Origin of the sequence: Xylanibacillus composti, assembly GCF_018403685.1 — a bacterium.
GTDB classification, from domain to species: Bacteria; Bacillota; Bacilli; order Paenibacillales; family K13; genus Xylanibacillus; species Xylanibacillus composti.
Genome location: NZ_BOVK01000029.1, coordinates 44,446 through 60,216, shown reverse-complemented (window position 1 = coordinate 60,216; position 15,771 = coordinate 44,446). Strand labels below are relative to the sequence as shown.

Below are 15,771 nucleotides of genomic sequence, written 5' to 3'. Positions count from 1 at the left end.
ACACATTGCTTGAAGGGCAGATGTCCCGAGAGATTGCAGCGTTAATCCGTGCTTGGGAAACTCAACGATCAGAGCAACCTGACCACACATTCGAAGCGTCTTTCTTGAAATAGCTTTATTTGAAGCATGGAACATGGGCGTTCTCCAGTTCCATGCTTCACCATTTGCAGGAACGGAGGGAAATCATGCTACGAGATAAAGAAAAACAAACAGATAGAGAGCGATACGACGTCATCATCGTTGGCGCAGGGTCCTCCGGCGCCGTACTGGCCAGCAGATTGAGCGAGGATCGTGCATGCCGCGTGCTGCTGCTTGAGGCAGGGCCGGATTACAGCAGTCAGGCTGAAACGCCGCAAGCGCTTCTTAACCCGAACGGGCCCGTTATGGACGGATACAATTGGCATATTCCGGCATACGTCAAAGGCGGCCTAGGAGAAAGCAGCGGCGCATCCGCTTCCATATTCGACTATGCATACGGCAAGGTGACAGGAGGCTCCTCCGCGATTAACGGCGCCATTTCTCTCAGGGGGCTGCCGGAGGATTACGAGGAATGGGCTGCTGCTTGCGGAGAGTCATGGTCCTGGTCGGCTGTGCTGCCATATTTTCGAGGATTGGAAAAAGACCCGCTTGGCCCATCATCCATACATGGCGACAGCGGCCAGGTACCGATATACCGCCCTGGCTCCGACCAGCTTGTTCCCTTGCAGGCACGCTTTCGAGAGGCCTGTATCGCGCAAGGATTCCCGATAACCGCCGACCATAATCGCCCTGATGCGTACGGGATTGGGCCGATTCCGAAAAATGTATCCAATGGTGCGCGCATGTCCACGGCTGCCACACACCTGCAGCAGGCAAGAGGCCGCTCCAATCTTGTAATTCTCGCGAACGCACACGCAAATAAGCTGCTTTGGAAAAACGTTTATGTATGCGATGGGGTAGAAGTGATCGTCGACCATGAAACCTTGAATCTCTACGCGAAGCAAGTCATTTTGTGCGCTGGCGCGCTTCATACGCCATTAATTTTGAACCGATCAGGGATGGGCAACCCGACCGATTTGCAACATGCAGGGATACGGCCTCGCTTCGAGCTCAAAGGCATTGGCCGGAACCTGATCGATCACCCGGCTGTTGGCCTGTGGGCCGTTCCCAAACCGGGTTTCAGCAGGCTGGGGGAACCGACGCACCAAGTAATCCTGCGTTATACTTCCCAACCTGGCGCGCCGAGGAATAATATGCATCTTTACCTCATCAGCGGCATGGACACCCGTATTATTCCGATGCTGCAAACCGCACTCGGTTCTCCTATCGGTTTTGCCTTGTCGGCATGTCTGATGAAGCCGAAATCCAGAGGATTTGTTCGTCTCCGATCAGCAGATCCGCTTGCTGCCCCATACGTGGTCGTCAACTGTCTGGCTGAAGAAGAAGACAAGACAGCGCTGAGGGCAGCTGTCCGACAAGCCTGGACCTTGCTGCAGCAACCGTGCATGCAAGCGGGAACAGAACGCATATTGGCTTGGACAGAGGGACTCGTTCAATCGGATGCAGCGCTGGATCAAGCGATAGCTTCCTTTGTTCGCCCCGGCTGGCATGCCGTTGGCACAGCGAAGATGGGTCCCGTATCCGATGCGGATGCCGTCGTCGATCCGAACGGGCGCGTTCATGGCACCGAAAATGTGTATGTCGCGGACGCTTCCATCATGCCAACCATACCCAGCGCTCCCACACATCTGACATGCATGATGATCGCGGAGAAAATGGCAGATCATTTGCGTCACGGCTTGCCTGCCAGCAAGAAGTCGGAGGAGGCAGAACATGCACACCGATTTATGTGAAGTGATTACCATTAATACGCGTTCACTTGATTTCTCCAACTATTGCTACTTGATCGCGGATGAACAGCGAAAGGAAGCATTTGTTGTAGATCCTGCCTGGGAAGCGGAGAAAATCATTCATGAAGCGGAGAAAAGGGACTGTACGCTGTCCGGCATTTTGCTCACACATGCGCATAACGATCATGTCAATGCGGTGCATCCGTTGGCGGAACGCTACAAGCTCCCTGTTTATATGTCGCAGACCGAAATTGACCGCTACGGATTCAGAGTCCAAGGTCTGGAGAAGCTTGCCGATCTTGATCAGCTGCAAGTTGGCGCCATCAACATCACATGCATTCTGACTCCCGGCCATACGGCTGGAAGCATGTGCTATCTCACTGCGGACAGCGCCTTTACCGGCGACACCTTGTTTGCAGAAGGATGCGGCGCTTGCGATTCCGATGGTTCCTCCGCCGACCAATTATTTGACAGTCTGCAGCGCTTGCGGAAGCTTATTCCGCCCGAAGCCAGACTATATCCGGGGCATTCCTTCTCGGCATTCCCGGGACAGAGAATGGAGCAGGTGTTGAAGGAAAACCTGTATTTGGCCATCCGCAAAAAAGAGGAGTTTATCCAGTTTAGAATGCGCAAGAATCAGGGATCATTCTTCAACTTCAGATAGGGAAACGAACGGGAAACCTGCAAATAGGAGGAATTCCGCCGGCTTTAGCAATCCAGAAGAAGTCTCAAGCGATTGCATGTGATAATCTCAAAGACAATATAGGAAGGGAGAAGGACGCCACAGTAAATGTTCGCGGGCCAGAAGGAATTATTTTAGAGTTAGCGGAGAAAATCAAATAAAAGAAAAGCCAACTGCCATCATTTGCAGCAATAATTGCTGTAATAGGGGCACGAATATTAAAACAGGCATTCGTTAAAAAGACGATGCCTGTTTATTTGTGTCTCTGTTTACGCTGCACAGCTGCTGAAGAAATACCTACCGTAAGACAATTGTTGCTGCTTTGTCATATATTCGGACGATCAATCGCCGAAATAGCACTTTATAGTCATAGGAACGACCATTCTCCTGTTGCTATAATGCCTATGAATTCATAGTAGAGGAGGGAGCGCAATTCGAATTTTGCAATTGACATGGGCCTGTACTCTACTGATCGTCAGCTTGGCTGCTGCCGGGAATGCGCAATGGAACAAAGTGTTGCGTTTCGCGGGAATGTCGCCTGTTGCGGTCGCAGCAGTTCCGAATCTCTCCCTGCAAGCACAAGTAGATCAAAGTCCGCCTGGGAGCATGTTGCTGGTTCCGCCTGGCAGCTATGAAGGACCGCTGGTCATTACGAAGCCGATTGAGCTAAGGGGTGAGCAAGGAGGGACAGTTACGCTGCACCACACTGGGGATCAGCCGACGCTTCGAATCGAGGCTGAGCACGTGAAGATAGCCGGACTGCAAATTGTGGATGAGGGACACAAGGAGGCTCCCGCAATCCAGGTGCTGGGGAATGAGATTCTTCTGGATGATCTGGTTGTGCGTACGGCTTCTACCGCAATTCTGATTCAGGATTCGCGGGAAGTTGAAATAATGCGCAGTTCAATTGAATGGAACGGCGCAGCCGATACCATGCCTTTCGCCAGAAGAAATGGCGTCGATCTCTATCAAGCGCATGACATTTTGCTATCCGACAATACCATCGTAGGAATGCGTGACGGCATCTACTTGGAGAACAGCGACAACGTTAAGATCAGCGGGAACCGGATTGAAGGTTCGCGTTACGGTATCCACAGTATGTACACGCATGGCACGGTAATCCGCGAGAACACCGGCGCGCAGAATGTTACAGGGGCTATGGTGATGGCCGCCCGCGATGTGCAAGTGACTGGCAACGTGTTCGCCAAGCAGGATCAAAATGTTCATGCCCAGGGCATCCTGCTCTATGATGTTCACGAATCGGTTGTACGGGACAACACAGTTGAAGGCAATCGTGTCGGACTCTATGTGGAGCAGGCCACCCATAATGAGATTTTGGACAACCGATTGTCCTACAACTTTATTGGACTTCAACTAATGAAGACAGAGAACAACGTCATTCGCGGCAATGCTTTCATAGGAAATGTGTCAGACGCACAGGCCAAGAACAGCACGGAAAATAAGCTTGCGGGCAATTACTGGGATACCTTCCAAGGCATCGACATCGATGGAGATGGATTAAGCGATACTAGCTATGCCATTCATCCGTTCTTTGTAAGCTTGACCCAGCAAAGGCCTGTATTTCAACTGTTCTTCCAGTCTCCCGGCATTCGCTTCTTGGAAAGCTTCGTGGAGACGGAGCGCAACGAATGGACGACCGATCCGTCCCCGCTTATGGAGCCGCCAGAGTCGATCAGGTCCAATCATGATAAAGCGGATCGAAGAACCGGCATAACGGGCATGCTGCTGCTTGGTTGTTCTTGCTTGCTACTATTTCGGTTTAGGAGGAAAAAGGCATGAATAAGAGAGGATTAGGAAAATTTATTGCCGTGTTGCTAGGATTGAGTGTGCTTGCTGCATGCGGCCAGGAGCAGTATGAGCCGCAAGCCATTAACGAAGAAACAGATATTTGTGTGATCTGCAACATGGCCGTGAAGGATGATCAGTATGCCACACAGATCGTCACGAAAGATAGGCAATCGCTGAAATTCGATGATATTGGCTGTATGAACGAGTGGAAGACCGAGCATGGCACCGACATGATTGGCGCCCAGTTCGTTCGGGATTACCACAGTTTGGAATGGATTCTTTACGAACAAGCGTATTATGTGTATGACGCATCGATCAAGACACCGATGGCATATGGAATTCTGTCTTTCGAGCAAGAGTCTGACGCACAAGCGTACATCGACGAGCATGGCGTCGGCAAGCTTATGACCGCCGAGGATTTGGCGAACCATTCGTGGGAAGTGAACCGGGACATGATGCACATGCCGGGCCACTCGCACGATGCCGACGGACATATGAAGGAGATAGAGGATGATCACGGTCATGATGATGAGGCGGAGCAGCATTCATGAGCCATCTAGCGACCGTAGCAAGCAGAGAAATCAGATTGGGGTTTCGCAATCCATGGGCCTATTCCTTCCTAGGCCTATTTTCTCTATTTATGCTTATCTTGCTGCTGCTCAACGCTCAAGGCTATGTACAAGGGTATTCCGGAATTACTGCAACGATGCTCAATTTAATTCTATATCTGCTTCCGCTTATGACCATGATGCTTGGCTCTTTTTCTCTGACAGGGGATAAAGAAGACGGGAGCTGGGAACTATTATCGACTTATCCGCTTGCAAGCACGGCTTATATTGCCGGGAAGTATGCCGGACTATCCATCGTCTTGCTTAGCATTGTAGCCTTCGGATTTGGTTTGTCCGGTATCGTCGGGGCGCTTGCGGGAATTGCTTTCGCTTATGATACGTATGTGCTGCTGCTTACTTTCTCGGCGACGCTCGTGCTGCTTTTTCTCGCTGTCTCCTTTCTCATCGGTACTTTGGCGCGCAATCGTTGGCAGGCCTTGACGACGGCTGTTGCCGGCTGGTTCTTCCTGGTGATCGCTTGGCCAGCGCTATTGATCGCTTTGCTCGGCCTGATGCCTTATGGCTGGATCAAGCCGGCCATCTCGGTCCTTACCGTGTTGAATCCGGCTGAATTGGCCCGCATATTTGCCGTCATCAAGCTGGGCGGCGGAGCAGTGCTCGGCCCGGAGTATTATGAATGGGTAACCTGGATTCATCAGCCTTCCGGCACCTTTGGATTTATAGTATTTGCTCTAATGTGGCTTTTTGTAACTGCCGGTGCGGCAAATTGGCTGTGGGAGAGGGGGAGAAGACGTGGCTGATTCGATGATCGTGATGAAGCGCGTGCAGAAGGTCATCAAGCGTCAGGCGATTATTCAGGACTTGCATCTTGCTGTGGAGAAAAGCCAGGTTGTTGCGCTGCTTGGCGGCAACGGTGCGGGCAAGAGCACCATCCTGCGCATGCTGGCCGGGATTCTGCATCCGAATCGGGGAGAGATCACCATAGGCGGAAGGCAATGGAACATGAACCGGCGGGCGTACGCGGAACAGATCGGATATATGCCCGATGACTTCCGGTTCAGTCCGGGGCTTACAGCAAGGGAGACGCTGCTATTCTGGGCCAAGCTAAAGGGACTTTCCAAGGAGCATGTGAGTGAAGCGCTGGTCCAGGTAGGCTTGGAGCATACGGGGAACAAGCCGGTCTCCTCCTTCTCGAAGGGGATGCGTCAGCGGATTTTGTTCGCGCAGGCTCTGTTGGCCCATCCGCCCGTTGTCCTGATGGACGAACCGACCAATGGCCTTGATCCTTATTGGATGGAAAGCTTCGTGAGAATAGTACGGCAAGCCGCTTCAACTGGGCAGACGATCCTGTTCTCCACACATCAGCTGCAGGTTGCGGAATTGCTTGCTGACCGCGTTGTCTTTCTCCGGAATGGCGCTATCGCTCTGGACGGGAGCGCCCAGCAAATTCGGGATATGCTGGGCGCGGGAGGTTTGCAGGATGCTGTTGCCGCGATGTACGGGATTTCCCGTACAGGAAAAAAAGAAAGTCCTTGAAAAGCGGAGAGGCGCTTGCCCAAGCGCCTCTCCTTCATGATTAATGATGATGTCCGCCTGAGCCGGAACTATTGCCGACAGAGACACCTGCCTTGGCTTGTTCTTGCAACTCCAGCAGCTGATGTACAGCCGCTTCGCCGATGGCGAAATGCTTGGCGGGCATCACTGCATATTCCTCCGAGATTATGCGGCACTGGATCATGTACAGGCCTTCCTCTGCAATAATGGAGCTGGCTGTGTAAGTGCCGGGAGCTACCTGTTCACCTGTCACTGTCACACCATCCTGCCGATGGTCAACAGGCCAAATCTCGAATTCCACATGCTCTGCATCCTCGTACGGTTGGCCATTTTCCTGAACGAGAATCGTAAACATGGCGTTCTGACCGGCCTCAATGAGCTCAGGCACCTGCAAATCTACTGTAAGATGCGGCAATAGCCCGTTCTCATCCGTAGAACTTACATTTGCTGTGCAACCGGACAGGAGCAAGCAGGCCGAAAGCAGCATGCATAGTGCGAATGTGGAATGTTTTCTTAGGCTTGCTGTCATCTGTTTATTCGCCTCCTACGCTGAAAACCAGCTTTGTAATCGTCGTATTCTTCTAAGCAACAGCAAATCCAGGCATAGGATGATGAGTATGGACAACCCGACCAATGGCATAATCGCGCCGAACAATAGCATAATGACTACAACGCCAATCGATGCTTTGCGATTTTTGGGTTTGCCGGGAGCACCCAATGCACCTTGCGGCTTTCGCTTCCGCCACATCACATAGGAACTGACCGCGATCACAATCAATCCCATGCACGTCATGAGACCAAGAAGCTGATTGGCCAATCCGAACAATCGTCCTTCATGCAACGCAATTCCCAGCGTTATCGCTTTGGCCATCACGCCATAATCTGCAAAACGGACGTCCGTCAAGACAGCCCCGCTGTATGAATCGACGTGCAAGGTGGCATCGCGGCCAGGCTTGTCATGGGCTGTGGAGATCGTATAAACGCCTCTCTGCCCTTGCGGCATGGAGATCGTGTACGGCTTGTTCACCTCACGTTGATCCGCAATCCCGACTATGTCTTGAACAGGCAGACGCACATAATCCCCGCTCATCGATTGCGGGACAGGGATGTTCTCGGCGGCCCAAGGCACATCCTCCGCTACGTCCTTGGTCAGCGTAACTGATTCCGGCTTAGCCAAGAAGCTTTGAGCGTAGGGCGGATAGCTCGTATGAGTCGCATTCGCTATCCGATCAATTTGTCCACCCATTACACCTGACCACGGAAGACCGGTCGCAATCAGAATCAAGATGCCCAGGGAAAGCCAGAATGCAGGCACTGCATGCAAATCTCGCCAGAAGATGCGGCTGCCAGGCTTGCTCAAGCGGGGCAGGATCGTCCCCATTATGGCAGCTCTATTGCGCGGCCACCATAAATAAAGTCCGGTGATCACTAGTATGCCCCCCCAGCATGCTGCAAGTTCTACTAATCGATTCGCCCAGGTTCCGCCTATGACGAGCTCACTGTGCATCTTCTTGAAAAATGCGGAGAACGTCTCATCGCTGTTCATCATTCCCTTGATCTGGCCGGTATAAGGGTCTGCATACATCGTCGTTGCGGCACCATTCCGAATCGCCGTCATCTTGACGGTTTGATCCGGAGCATCCGAGAAGGTAATAGAGGAAATCGTCGTGCCCGGGTAGGCTCGTTCCGTCTTGGCAATCAGCTCATCTGCACCAATCGGTTGGACGCCAACCGAAGTTACGGTTAACATATCCTTGTACAGCATGCCTTCAATTTGCGGCTTGAACAAATAGACTGCACCGCTGAAGGCGAGAATGATCAAGAAAGGAGCAAAGATCACCCCGGCATAGAAATGCCATCGCCACACGGCTTGGTATAACGCTGGAAGCATGCGATTCGCCGCCTGCTTGCTTGGTTCGTGGCGAGTGCTGCTCGATGGTTGTTCATTCGGCATATCGTGTATCATTATTTCCATCTCCTTGTTCGGAATAGGATTGCGCGTGCTCATTATACTTAGAAACCCCAATCAGATCCTATAGCCCGAAATAGTCAATTCTTTCTGATCCATGACAAATTTGTGTGTATCTAGCAAACATATAACGCTAGTTCTTGACAGGAGGCCTACAAGAAGGTGAACATGTCTTATAAGCAAATCAAATGGTTAATCCTCATCATTCCTACATTGACGATCGGAATCTGGGAATACGTGCGCCATGAATTTCTGCTGCCGTACATCTCCATGGAAATGGGCAATTGGCTTGCGCCGCTTATCGTGTTTCTGGTATCGGTCTTATTTTTGAACCAGTTATTTCGGCTTATCGAGCACAATCAAGCGGCATTGAACGAAGCGAAGGCGGTACAAACGGCGATGATGGAGCGAGAACGCATCGCCAGAGAACTGCATGACGGCATCGCCCAATCGCTGTTTCTTCTAAATGCCCAGATCGATCGCATCGACAAGTTGCAGCAAGCTGCAGAACCGACGGATGAATCGCTGCGACAGTTGAAAGAGAATGTTCATCGGACGAATACGTATGTCAGACAAGCCATTGCCAATCTGCGATATCCCGCCGATCCGGTATCCATTCCCTGGATGCAGAGCATTCAGAGCCTTATCGATGAACTGCAGAGAGAATCCGAGCTTGAAATCACGATGAACTGGCGGATTGAGGAGAGCTGTTTGTCGGCGAAGGAGAAGGTAGAGCTGCTGGCCTCCACACGCGAAGCGCTGTTGAATATTCACAAGCACGCAGAAGCCCGGCATGTGCGCATTGAATCCAACGAGCTAGGCAACGGCGGTTGGGAGGTCACCATTGCGGATGACGGCAAGGGCTTCGATACCGGACGAAGGTTCGATCAGAATCGATATGGGATTCGGATGATGGAAGACCGTGCCAAGATGATGAACTGGTCCTTTCATATTGAGCGGGTCCAACAGCAAACCGTGGTGCTGATCAGAAAGGAGAAGAAAGGATGAGCAAACAGCATTATCGCGTACTGGTCATCGATGACAGTGAACAAGCGAGAGAAGCCATTCGCATGATTCTTGGCAGCAACCCGGCATTCGAGGTAGTGGCGGAAGGAGCGTCAGGGGAAGAGGTGCTGGCTCTGACCGAGCAATGGATGCCTGACCTGATATTAATGGACATCCGGCTGCCGGGCATAGGGGGATTGGAAGCCACAAAGCTGGTGAAGGAAAACTATCCGTATGTCAAAGTAGTCATGGTGACCGCGTCCGATGATATTACCCATTTATTCGATGCCTTGAAGAAAGGGGCGCAAGGATACCTGTTGAAAAATCTGCAGCCCGAATCCTGGCACGAGTATCTCCAGGCCATCTGTGATGATGAAGCGCCTATGACGAGAGAGCTGGCCTTCCGCATCCTCAAGGAATTCTCGTCTGTTGACAAGAACAGTGCCTCAATCTCCAGCCCGCTGACAGCTAGAGAACATGATATTCTAAACTTTGTGGCCAAGGGACTCTCCAATCGGGACATCTCGACCGAGCTGCAAATATCCGAGCACACTGTTAAGAATCATCTGAAGAATATTTTGCACAAGCTCCATTTGGAAAACCGGGTGCAATTGGCGCGATATGCATATGAACATGGATGGATTGGAGGCAAGGGGGGATAACAGGTTGCTGACATTCAAACAAAAGGAAGATGAGAGATGATTCAGGCTCAGTTGTACGGAAAAGCTGCTTCAGAATTAACCTGGAGTGAAGATGTTTTAACTTCCAATATATTCGGATTGCTGAAATACCTAAGTACACCTGAAGTGCTGCTAACGATTTTGCAGGGCGCTTATAATTTGGATTATGAACCATTGGTGTTCGAGACTCACATCGAGAGAATAAGTTATACATTCTGGCCTCGATTGCAAAACAGCGAACCGGATCTCGTCCTGATTCTTCATGCAAAGAGCGGGGTCCACATCATTGGTGTCGAAGCAAAGTATTTGTCCGGAAAATCGAGTGAAGAAGATCTGCTAGCTTCAATTCAGGATAGGGATAACAAGCAACGCGACCAACTGGCCAGGGAGATCGAGGATTTACATGATTCTGCGAATTATCCCATGATCGGTGTAGAAGAGTCTTCTATTCTTTCGATCCGGCTTATTTACCTTACTATGGAATCGTATATTCCACATGACGAGCTGCAGGCATCGCTTGAGTCATTAAAGGCTCATTCAGCATGCCAGTTTCCATCCAAGCATCTGTACTGGCTTTCATGGAAGACATTTTACGACAACCTAAAGTGTACAAATCCATCGGCAACAGATTCCATGATTTTAACCGATCTTAGAAGCTACTTGAATAAGAAAAGCATCCGAACATTTTCAGGTTTTAGTATGAAACCGGTTGGAATTCTTAATTGGTGTTACACAAAGAATAGGAAGAGACCCTTACAAATAGTGCCATCGTTGACATGGAAGTATAAGGAGGCCAATCATGGAACAAATTGAGATTATGCGCGTTTCCATTGAAAATGTCCGTAATCTGATCAGCAACAGCATTCAGCTGCTTCGGGATACGGATTTACTGCTTTCCCAATCAGGGTATTATCCGCTTCACGGCAATACGATCGGCAGCGAAACCAGCAAAAATATGAATCAGTCGGCCGAACAAGCAGGTACTTTTTTTCCCCAATACATGTCAAGATACTATACCGCAGAGCAAGGCAAAGCATCGAGCACCGTATTGTGCGTCAATATCCAATTCTATCATTTCAACCGGGAAGCGTTGGACCCTTGCATCATTGCTGGCGTATGCAGCTTAAAAGACGAGAGTCTATCTGTTCAGTATTGGTGGCTCAAATACTACGCCTTTGAAGCCAGTACAAACTTTGTTGCGGACGGATCTATTTTTCATGACGAGGATGAAGAAGCTGCTATAGATTTTTGGGGAGAAAACCTGGCTCTATTCACGGATAACCAAGTGCTGCAAGACAAAATCGTAACCCGATTGTTGGATATGGCGAAATCAGCGGGCTGATCAGAACCGTATAAGTTCCATCTGCGCTCCGCTGGAAATGCTAGTTCATGCGATGGATCGCCTGCGACATCGTCCGATCGGTTAATGCTGCATAGATTTGCGTTGTTTCTGTGCTGGCGTGGCCTAGCTGCCGTTGGGTTTTATAGATGTCATTCTTCATGTAGTAACTGGTTGCGAAGGAATGACGAAGCTTATGAATAGTGAGATGAGGCTTGCCGAATGCTTTGGCATATTTCGTGACCATTTGCTGCATAGCTCGCTTGGACATGCGCTTGCCATGATCTTGCCCGCGTGGTATGGCCATGAAGAGCGAGTTGTCTCTGTAGGGTTTGTATTGGGATTCGCGAATATCCAAGTATGCTTGAAGCGGAAGCTTGGCCCTTTCCGCGAAATATACCCCTTGACGAACTGTCTGGTCCTGCATGCCTTTGCGGTAGACGGAGGCCACACCTTTACTCAAATCAAGATCCTCTGTGTTCAGATTCACCACTTCAGATACCCGCAGTCCGGAAGATAGGATGAGATGGATAATGGCCAAATCCCGAATCCGATTGTGCTGATAGTAGAACAGTGCTTGTTTGTTATGTGCGATATCGTGCAAGTAGCCATGCTCCACATAATGAAGGAAGCTGTCAATTTCCTCATCATCCTCCAGGATCCTTCCTTGCAGCCTGGATACAATGATAGAGGAATTCAGGAGGCGGTGCGTGCGCAGCTTGGCCATGACGTTGCGTTTCAATAGTTGCGTTTCAATAGGGGATATTGCTCCTCATCTTCAGCGACTTGGCTCAAATAATGAAATAGCGACTTCAGCGAAGCCAGTTTTCGTTCTCTCGTGGAGAGTCCATTGTTCAATTGAAGCTGGAGGAAGAGTTTGTACGAATCGATGTTCGCCATTGTTAATCGTTCCAAGTCCAGAAGGCTAACAAGAGAAGGGGAGGAGGCAAGGGTAAGACCTTCGGCCATGAGCCAATGCAAGAAGCGCATATAATCTCGCGTATATTCCAGCAGAGTAGAGGGGGAGAGATCGGGCAGCTTATGCTCAATATATTGTTGCATATACCAGGGGAGAGCAGGGAGCTTTTCCTTAAGCAGCTTATAATCAGCGGCTTTGATTATATTCAACAGAATCATTCCTCTCATTAATATTTAATGTTATTAATTATATAATAAAGGGAAACGTGTGTTCTTGTAAATAGGATCTGCTATAATTTTGCATGTTAAGAGCATGGAATGTTGCGCTTTACGCAGTCTCAACAGTTGATTCATCACAAAAGACGTATTTTGTGAACAAGATTGCATTTAACGATGCCATTTGTTTGCCTCATGATATAGGGTGGGGATGGTGAATGGGGATTGGTTGACGCCAATGTGGAAGCGCATCTGTGATGGCCGCCACTTGAATCGGAACACACTCGAGCTTGTCATGCATGTTTATTTTGAAATCTAACAAGTTGAGTCCTAGTATAAGGATCTTTTTATAGTGATTGAGGCTGTGAATCCCGAGCATGAATCATCAGAAACAAGGATGGATTTAGAGATCACGTCGCCATTATTCAAGAGTAAATGCCTTCAAAGTCGTGTAATATGTAAAAGGAACGATAGCCGAATCTAATCAAAAAGTTGTCGCAACATTTTATTGATGTCGCGAGGACTAACAGCTAGTATGATCTGTCCACCCGCAATAAGTTTACATAATATATATTATCGGACGTTATAGCGAAATGTAACTTGACGGACATTGATGACCGTTACATGGCGTTTTGAGCGTTTATTGACATTGTAACGGACGCAAATGACCATTAGAGCTGAAATGACGGGTCAAAACGACGTTTCGGGGCTTCTAATGGACATCGGCGACCGTTAGAAAATCGAACGAACGATATTTTCACGCTAACGGTCATGGATGACCGACTGAACGCATCATCATCTGCATCATCTATAGTTCACTTAAAGCCACAACACCATCACCGTTCACCAATACGCCGTACCGACAGTCCAACTTCCCGCATAATCTATACGCTTGTTGTGCTCCATCGTACACATAGGCCGGCGTGAGTTCTAGTTTTCCCTTCAACTGTTCGAAAGCTTGCTCTTTGGTCACAACGGCCTGATCCGGCGAGGCGTAGTTTTCAAACATTTGTAGAAACGGAGCTTTGTCCATATAATGGACCACCTCAAAACTTGACTCCTCCAGAAAAACCCTTAGTTTACGCTGAGGAACACGGTTTTCTTCGGGGAATGGGTCCAATTCTGCCAGGATATAGGGTTCCTCCCGGAAGATTCTCTTAAGCAGCCACTTCCCGCTGTCTTCCGGAAATTCCTTGCGTAAAAAGTCCAGCACATTCTTTAATATGATAGCTTGATCCTGGTCGGACCAGAATGGACGATTGGGTTCGTCGCATAATGATAAAGCTTGCTCTAGTGTCAAATCTTTTCTTTGAAAGCACAAGGGTTGTTCTTCAAATTTTCCATCTAGCGGCGTGTCCCATTCCATCACTTGATTCACTTGTCTATCCATCCTTGCATCCATGGTGAAGGGAATCAATGTTTGCTTGTCATTCGTTATATAGATTTCCTCCAAAGCATAGACAGCTAGCCATCTCTTCTCTTCTACTATCGGGAATTGGACAAGCTTGATTTGTTCATAGGCCAGCTTTTCCATGTCCCGATCTAGGGAAAGAGCATATGCTTCTCCCCGAATCATGCTTCCTGCAGGGAATTGTCCATACATCGCAAAAAAGACGAGACGCCCGGCGTCATCCAGTTTGATCGATATTTCGCCTGATGGTGATAGCGGAATCCCTTCATAACTAGCCTGAAATACGTATTCGGTTTCTGTGTATGTGTTCAAGCGAAAATTGTCGCCATGGATAAGCCCTGTTTCGAGTTCTGCCCATCGAATGATCTCATTCAAATCATTTTTCTTAAAAGTTATCCAATCTGCGTGCGTTTGGCCGCCGGTGAAAATAACGCTTCGCAAACGTCTGTCCCTGACATCCACATTTACGACAGCTGTCCCTGGCGGATTCAAGTCTTCCTCCGAACGAGCTGCACACTCCTCGGGGAACCATTCCATCGCAAGGATGGGCCTTGATCCTTGAAACGTATGCTCCAGATGAATATATGTCGAAAATAGATGATAGGCGTTCAGTCCAATTTTCTGTTTCATCCAGGCAGCAAGTTCTTGTAATCGTGAATCCGAAATCATTTTCCTTTCTCCTCCCCTGGCGGCTGCTGCGATTCGTCATTTCAAAACAATCCTTCAGGTTAACGGAACCCCGTTTGCCTCTCTACATGCTCCGAAAACCAAGCTGAGAATGAAGCGATAATTTGGGGCCACACATCAACCGGTTTACGATTAGGAGGCGCCCTCTTGTAGCCTCCACACCCAATCCACGGGCACAGCCAGCCCAATTCTGCGTTTTTTGCCATCTTGCTCCATAGAGCTGGTTGCAAAGACGACACCGATGACAACTCCATCGTGCGCGATGACGGGACTGCCGCTATTGCCTTTGTAAATCGGCGCGTCCAGCACCATCAGATGGGCTCGTCCATCATAAGTCAAACCCAGCGTCTCCCCCTCATTCGCTATATTGGTGAAAAAGAGAGGATTGCCGATCACGTAGATGGGCTTGCCTGCTTCCCCTCCATAGTTTTCAGCAAGCGGCAAAAATGGCAGATCCTCTGCATCGATGCGCAGCAAAGCCAGATCCACGTCTTGATCAATAGCGACCACCGTCGCCATATAGGAACCGCCGCCCGGCAAATGGACGAATGGGCGTGTATCCTTATCTATTACATGTCTGTTCGTCACTACAAGACCATCTTCCGAAATCATGAATCCGGTACCTTTGGAATCTTCGGATTGAATGACTACAACAGCCTCTTTATATTGTTGAATGGACTCCATCTGGGAAAGCGCAGCGGAGGTGGCCAAAAATTGAATAGCCGCCAAAGAGTAGATTCTGGGCAGAAAGGCCAGCAATTGCGCGCAAAACGCAAAAACCATTACGCCTACTACGATTTTGCGGAATCGCGGCGAATGCCAGAAAGGCTCTGGCATTTCTTCCTCTTCCGCGGCTTTGAACATTTCCTCCAACTCTTCCTCTGTAAATTCCCTGCCGTTCTCTTCATCTAAATGCGAATCGGCAGGAATTGAATCGCTTGCATTCGAGCTGTTTTTATCGTGATCGGACATGCCGGCTGCCTCCCTTCCCCCATGTATATCCTTTACAATATCGTTTTCGTTGATAGATTGCAACGGCCGCTTCCCCATGAGTTGACATTTTCCCATCCTCTGTTTTATAAATGATTTAATTGCCGTGAGTT

General features: G+C 49.4%; 16 protein-coding genes. 10 read left to right on the top strand and 6 right to left on the bottom strand.

Annotation, left to right across the window (positions count from 1 at the left end; translation table 11 throughout):
- The first annotated feature begins 185 nt into the window (after positions 1–185).
- The 6 genes from XYCOK13_RS11830 (at position 186) to XYCOK13_RS11805 (ending at position 6,425) form a co-directional block, all read left to right on the top strand.
- Positions 186–1,832, top strand: a complete 1,647-nt coding sequence (locus XYCOK13_RS11830; RefSeq protein WP_213412361.1) for a GMC family oxidoreductase — start codon at positions 186–188, stop codon at positions 1,830–1,832.
- Entirely contained in the window at positions 1,813–2,493 is a 681-nt protein-coding gene (locus tag XYCOK13_RS11825) for an MBL fold metallo-hydrolase (RefSeq protein WP_213412360.1), read from the top strand. The genes XYCOK13_RS11830 and XYCOK13_RS11825 overlap by 20 nt, the downstream gene beginning before the upstream one ends.
- A gap of 459 nt (positions 2,494–2,952) precedes the next feature.
- Complete coding sequence (locus XYCOK13_RS11820) at positions 2,953–4,311, top strand: right-handed parallel beta-helix repeat-containing protein (RefSeq protein ID WP_213412359.1); 1,359 nt, start codon at positions 2,953–2,955, stop codon at positions 4,309–4,311.
- On the top strand, positions 4,308–4,871 hold the full coding sequence (locus tag XYCOK13_RS11815) for a nitrous oxide reductase accessory protein NosL (protein ID WP_213412358.1): 564 nt from the start codon (positions 4,308–4,310) through the stop codon (positions 4,869–4,871). Before XYCOK13_RS11820 ends, XYCOK13_RS11815 begins: the two co-directional genes overlap by 4 nt.
- Positions 4,868–5,689: an ABC transporter permease gene (locus XYCOK13_RS11810; RefSeq protein WP_213412357.1), complete on the top strand. Its 822-nt coding sequence runs from the start codon at positions 4,868–4,870 to the stop codon at positions 5,687–5,689. Before XYCOK13_RS11815 ends, XYCOK13_RS11810 begins: the two co-directional genes overlap by 4 nt.
- Positions 5,682–6,425: an ABC transporter ATP-binding protein gene (locus XYCOK13_RS11805; RefSeq protein WP_213412356.1), complete on the top strand. Its 744-nt coding sequence runs from the start codon at positions 5,682–5,684 to the stop codon at positions 6,423–6,425. The genes XYCOK13_RS11810 and XYCOK13_RS11805 overlap by 8 nt, the downstream gene beginning before the upstream one ends.
- A 40-nt stretch (positions 6,426–6,465) precedes the next feature.
- On the opposite strand, the gene XYCOK13_RS11800 is transcribed toward XYCOK13_RS11805, so the two are convergent.
- Positions 6,466–6,972: a FixH family protein gene (locus XYCOK13_RS11800; protein ID WP_213412355.1), complete on the bottom strand. Its 507-nt coding sequence runs from the start codon at positions 6,970–6,972 to the stop codon at positions 6,466–6,468.
- Positions 6,973–6,987: 15 nt separating this feature from the next.
- Positions 6,988–8,409 (bottom strand): PepSY-associated TM helix domain-containing protein, encoded by a 1,422-nt coding sequence (locus tag XYCOK13_RS11795; RefSeq protein ID WP_308443026.1) that lies wholly within the window; start codon positions 8,407–8,409, stop codon positions 6,988–6,990.
- Positions 8,410–8,580: 171 nt separating this feature from the next.
- On the opposite strand from XYCOK13_RS11795, the gene XYCOK13_RS11790 reads away from it, so the two are divergent.
- The 4 genes from XYCOK13_RS11790 to XYCOK13_RS11775 are packed head-to-tail and all read left to right on the top strand — an operon-like array spanning position 8,581 to position 11,439.
- On the top strand, positions 8,581–9,420 hold the full coding sequence (locus XYCOK13_RS11790) for a sensor histidine kinase (protein WP_213412363.1): 840 nt from the start codon (positions 8,581–8,583) through the stop codon (positions 9,418–9,420).
- Entirely contained in the window at positions 9,417–10,079 is a 663-nt protein-coding gene (locus XYCOK13_RS11785) for a response regulator (protein ID WP_213412354.1), read from the top strand. Before XYCOK13_RS11790 ends, XYCOK13_RS11785 begins: the two co-directional genes overlap by 4 nt.
- Positions 10,080–10,115: 36 nt before the next feature.
- A complete protein-coding gene (locus XYCOK13_RS11780; protein WP_213412353.1) occupies positions 10,116–10,910 on the top strand; it encodes a hypothetical protein in 795 nt (264 codons plus the stop codon).
- A complete protein-coding gene (locus XYCOK13_RS11775; RefSeq protein WP_213412352.1) occupies positions 10,897–11,439 on the top strand; it encodes a hypothetical protein in 543 nt (180 codons plus the stop codon). Before XYCOK13_RS11780 ends, XYCOK13_RS11775 begins: the two co-directional genes overlap by 14 nt.
- Before the next feature lie 40 nt (positions 11,440–11,479).
- On the opposite strand, the gene XYCOK13_RS22350 is transcribed toward XYCOK13_RS11775, so the two are convergent.
- From XYCOK13_RS22350 to XYCOK13_RS11760, 4 genes are all read right to left on the bottom strand, one after another.
- A complete protein-coding gene (locus XYCOK13_RS22350; RefSeq protein ID WP_373314391.1) occupies positions 11,480–12,178 on the bottom strand; it encodes a tyrosine-type recombinase/integrase in 699 nt (232 codons plus the stop codon).
- Entirely contained in the window at positions 12,175–12,564 is a 390-nt protein-coding gene (locus tag XYCOK13_RS22345; RefSeq protein ID WP_373314390.1) for a site-specific integrase, read from the bottom strand. Before XYCOK13_RS22345 ends, XYCOK13_RS22350 begins: the two co-directional genes overlap by 4 nt.
- A gap of 814 nt (positions 12,565–13,378) precedes the next feature.
- Positions 13,379–14,422 carry a hypothetical protein gene (locus XYCOK13_RS11765; RefSeq protein ID WP_213412351.1) on the bottom strand — a complete coding sequence of 348 codons (1,044 nt, stop codon included), beginning with the start codon at positions 14,420–14,422 and terminating at the stop codon, positions 13,379–13,381.
- A 378-nt stretch (positions 14,423–14,800) separates the two neighbouring features.
- Positions 14,801–15,640: a S1C family serine protease gene (locus tag XYCOK13_RS11760; RefSeq protein WP_213412350.1), complete on the bottom strand. Its 840-nt coding sequence runs from the start codon at positions 15,638–15,640 to the stop codon at positions 14,801–14,803.
- Positions 15,641–15,771 lie beyond the last annotated feature (131 nt).

Coding starts and splice junctions, on each gene's coding strand:
- XYCOK13_RS11830 (WP_213412361.1), top strand. CDS start 186: ATGCTACGAGATAAAGAAAAACAAACAGATAGAGAGCGATACGACGTC.
- XYCOK13_RS11825 (WP_213412360.1), top strand. CDS start 1,813: ATGCACACCGATTTATGTGAAGTGATTACCATTAATACGCGTTCACTT.
- XYCOK13_RS11815 (WP_213412358.1), top strand. CDS start 4,308: ATGAATAAGAGAGGATTAGGAAAATTTATTGCCGTGTTGCTAGGATTG.
- XYCOK13_RS11810 (WP_213412357.1), top strand. CDS start 4,868: ATGAGCCATCTAGCGACCGTAGCAAGCAGAGAAATCAGATTGGGGTTT.
- XYCOK13_RS11800 (WP_213412355.1), bottom strand. CDS start 6,972: ATGACAGCAAGCCTAAGAAAACATTCCACATTCGCACTATGCATGCTG.
- XYCOK13_RS11795 (WP_308443026.1), bottom strand. CDS start 8,409: ATGATACACGATATGCCGAATGAACAACCATCGAGCAGCACTCGCCAC.
- XYCOK13_RS11790 (WP_213412363.1), top strand. CDS start 8,581: ATGTCTTATAAGCAAATCAAATGGTTAATCCTCATCATTCCTACATTG.
- XYCOK13_RS11785 (WP_213412354.1), top strand. CDS start 9,417: ATGAGCAAACAGCATTATCGCGTACTGGTCATCGATGACAGTGAACAA.
- XYCOK13_RS11780 (WP_213412353.1), top strand. CDS start 10,116: ATGATTCAGGCTCAGTTGTACGGAAAAGCTGCTTCAGAATTAACCTGG.
- XYCOK13_RS11775 (WP_213412352.1), top strand. CDS start 10,897: ATGGAACAAATTGAGATTATGCGCGTTTCCATTGAAAATGTCCGTAAT.
- XYCOK13_RS11760 (WP_213412350.1), bottom strand. CDS start 15,640: ATGTCCGATCACGATAAAAACAGCTCGAATGCAAGCGATTCAATTCCT.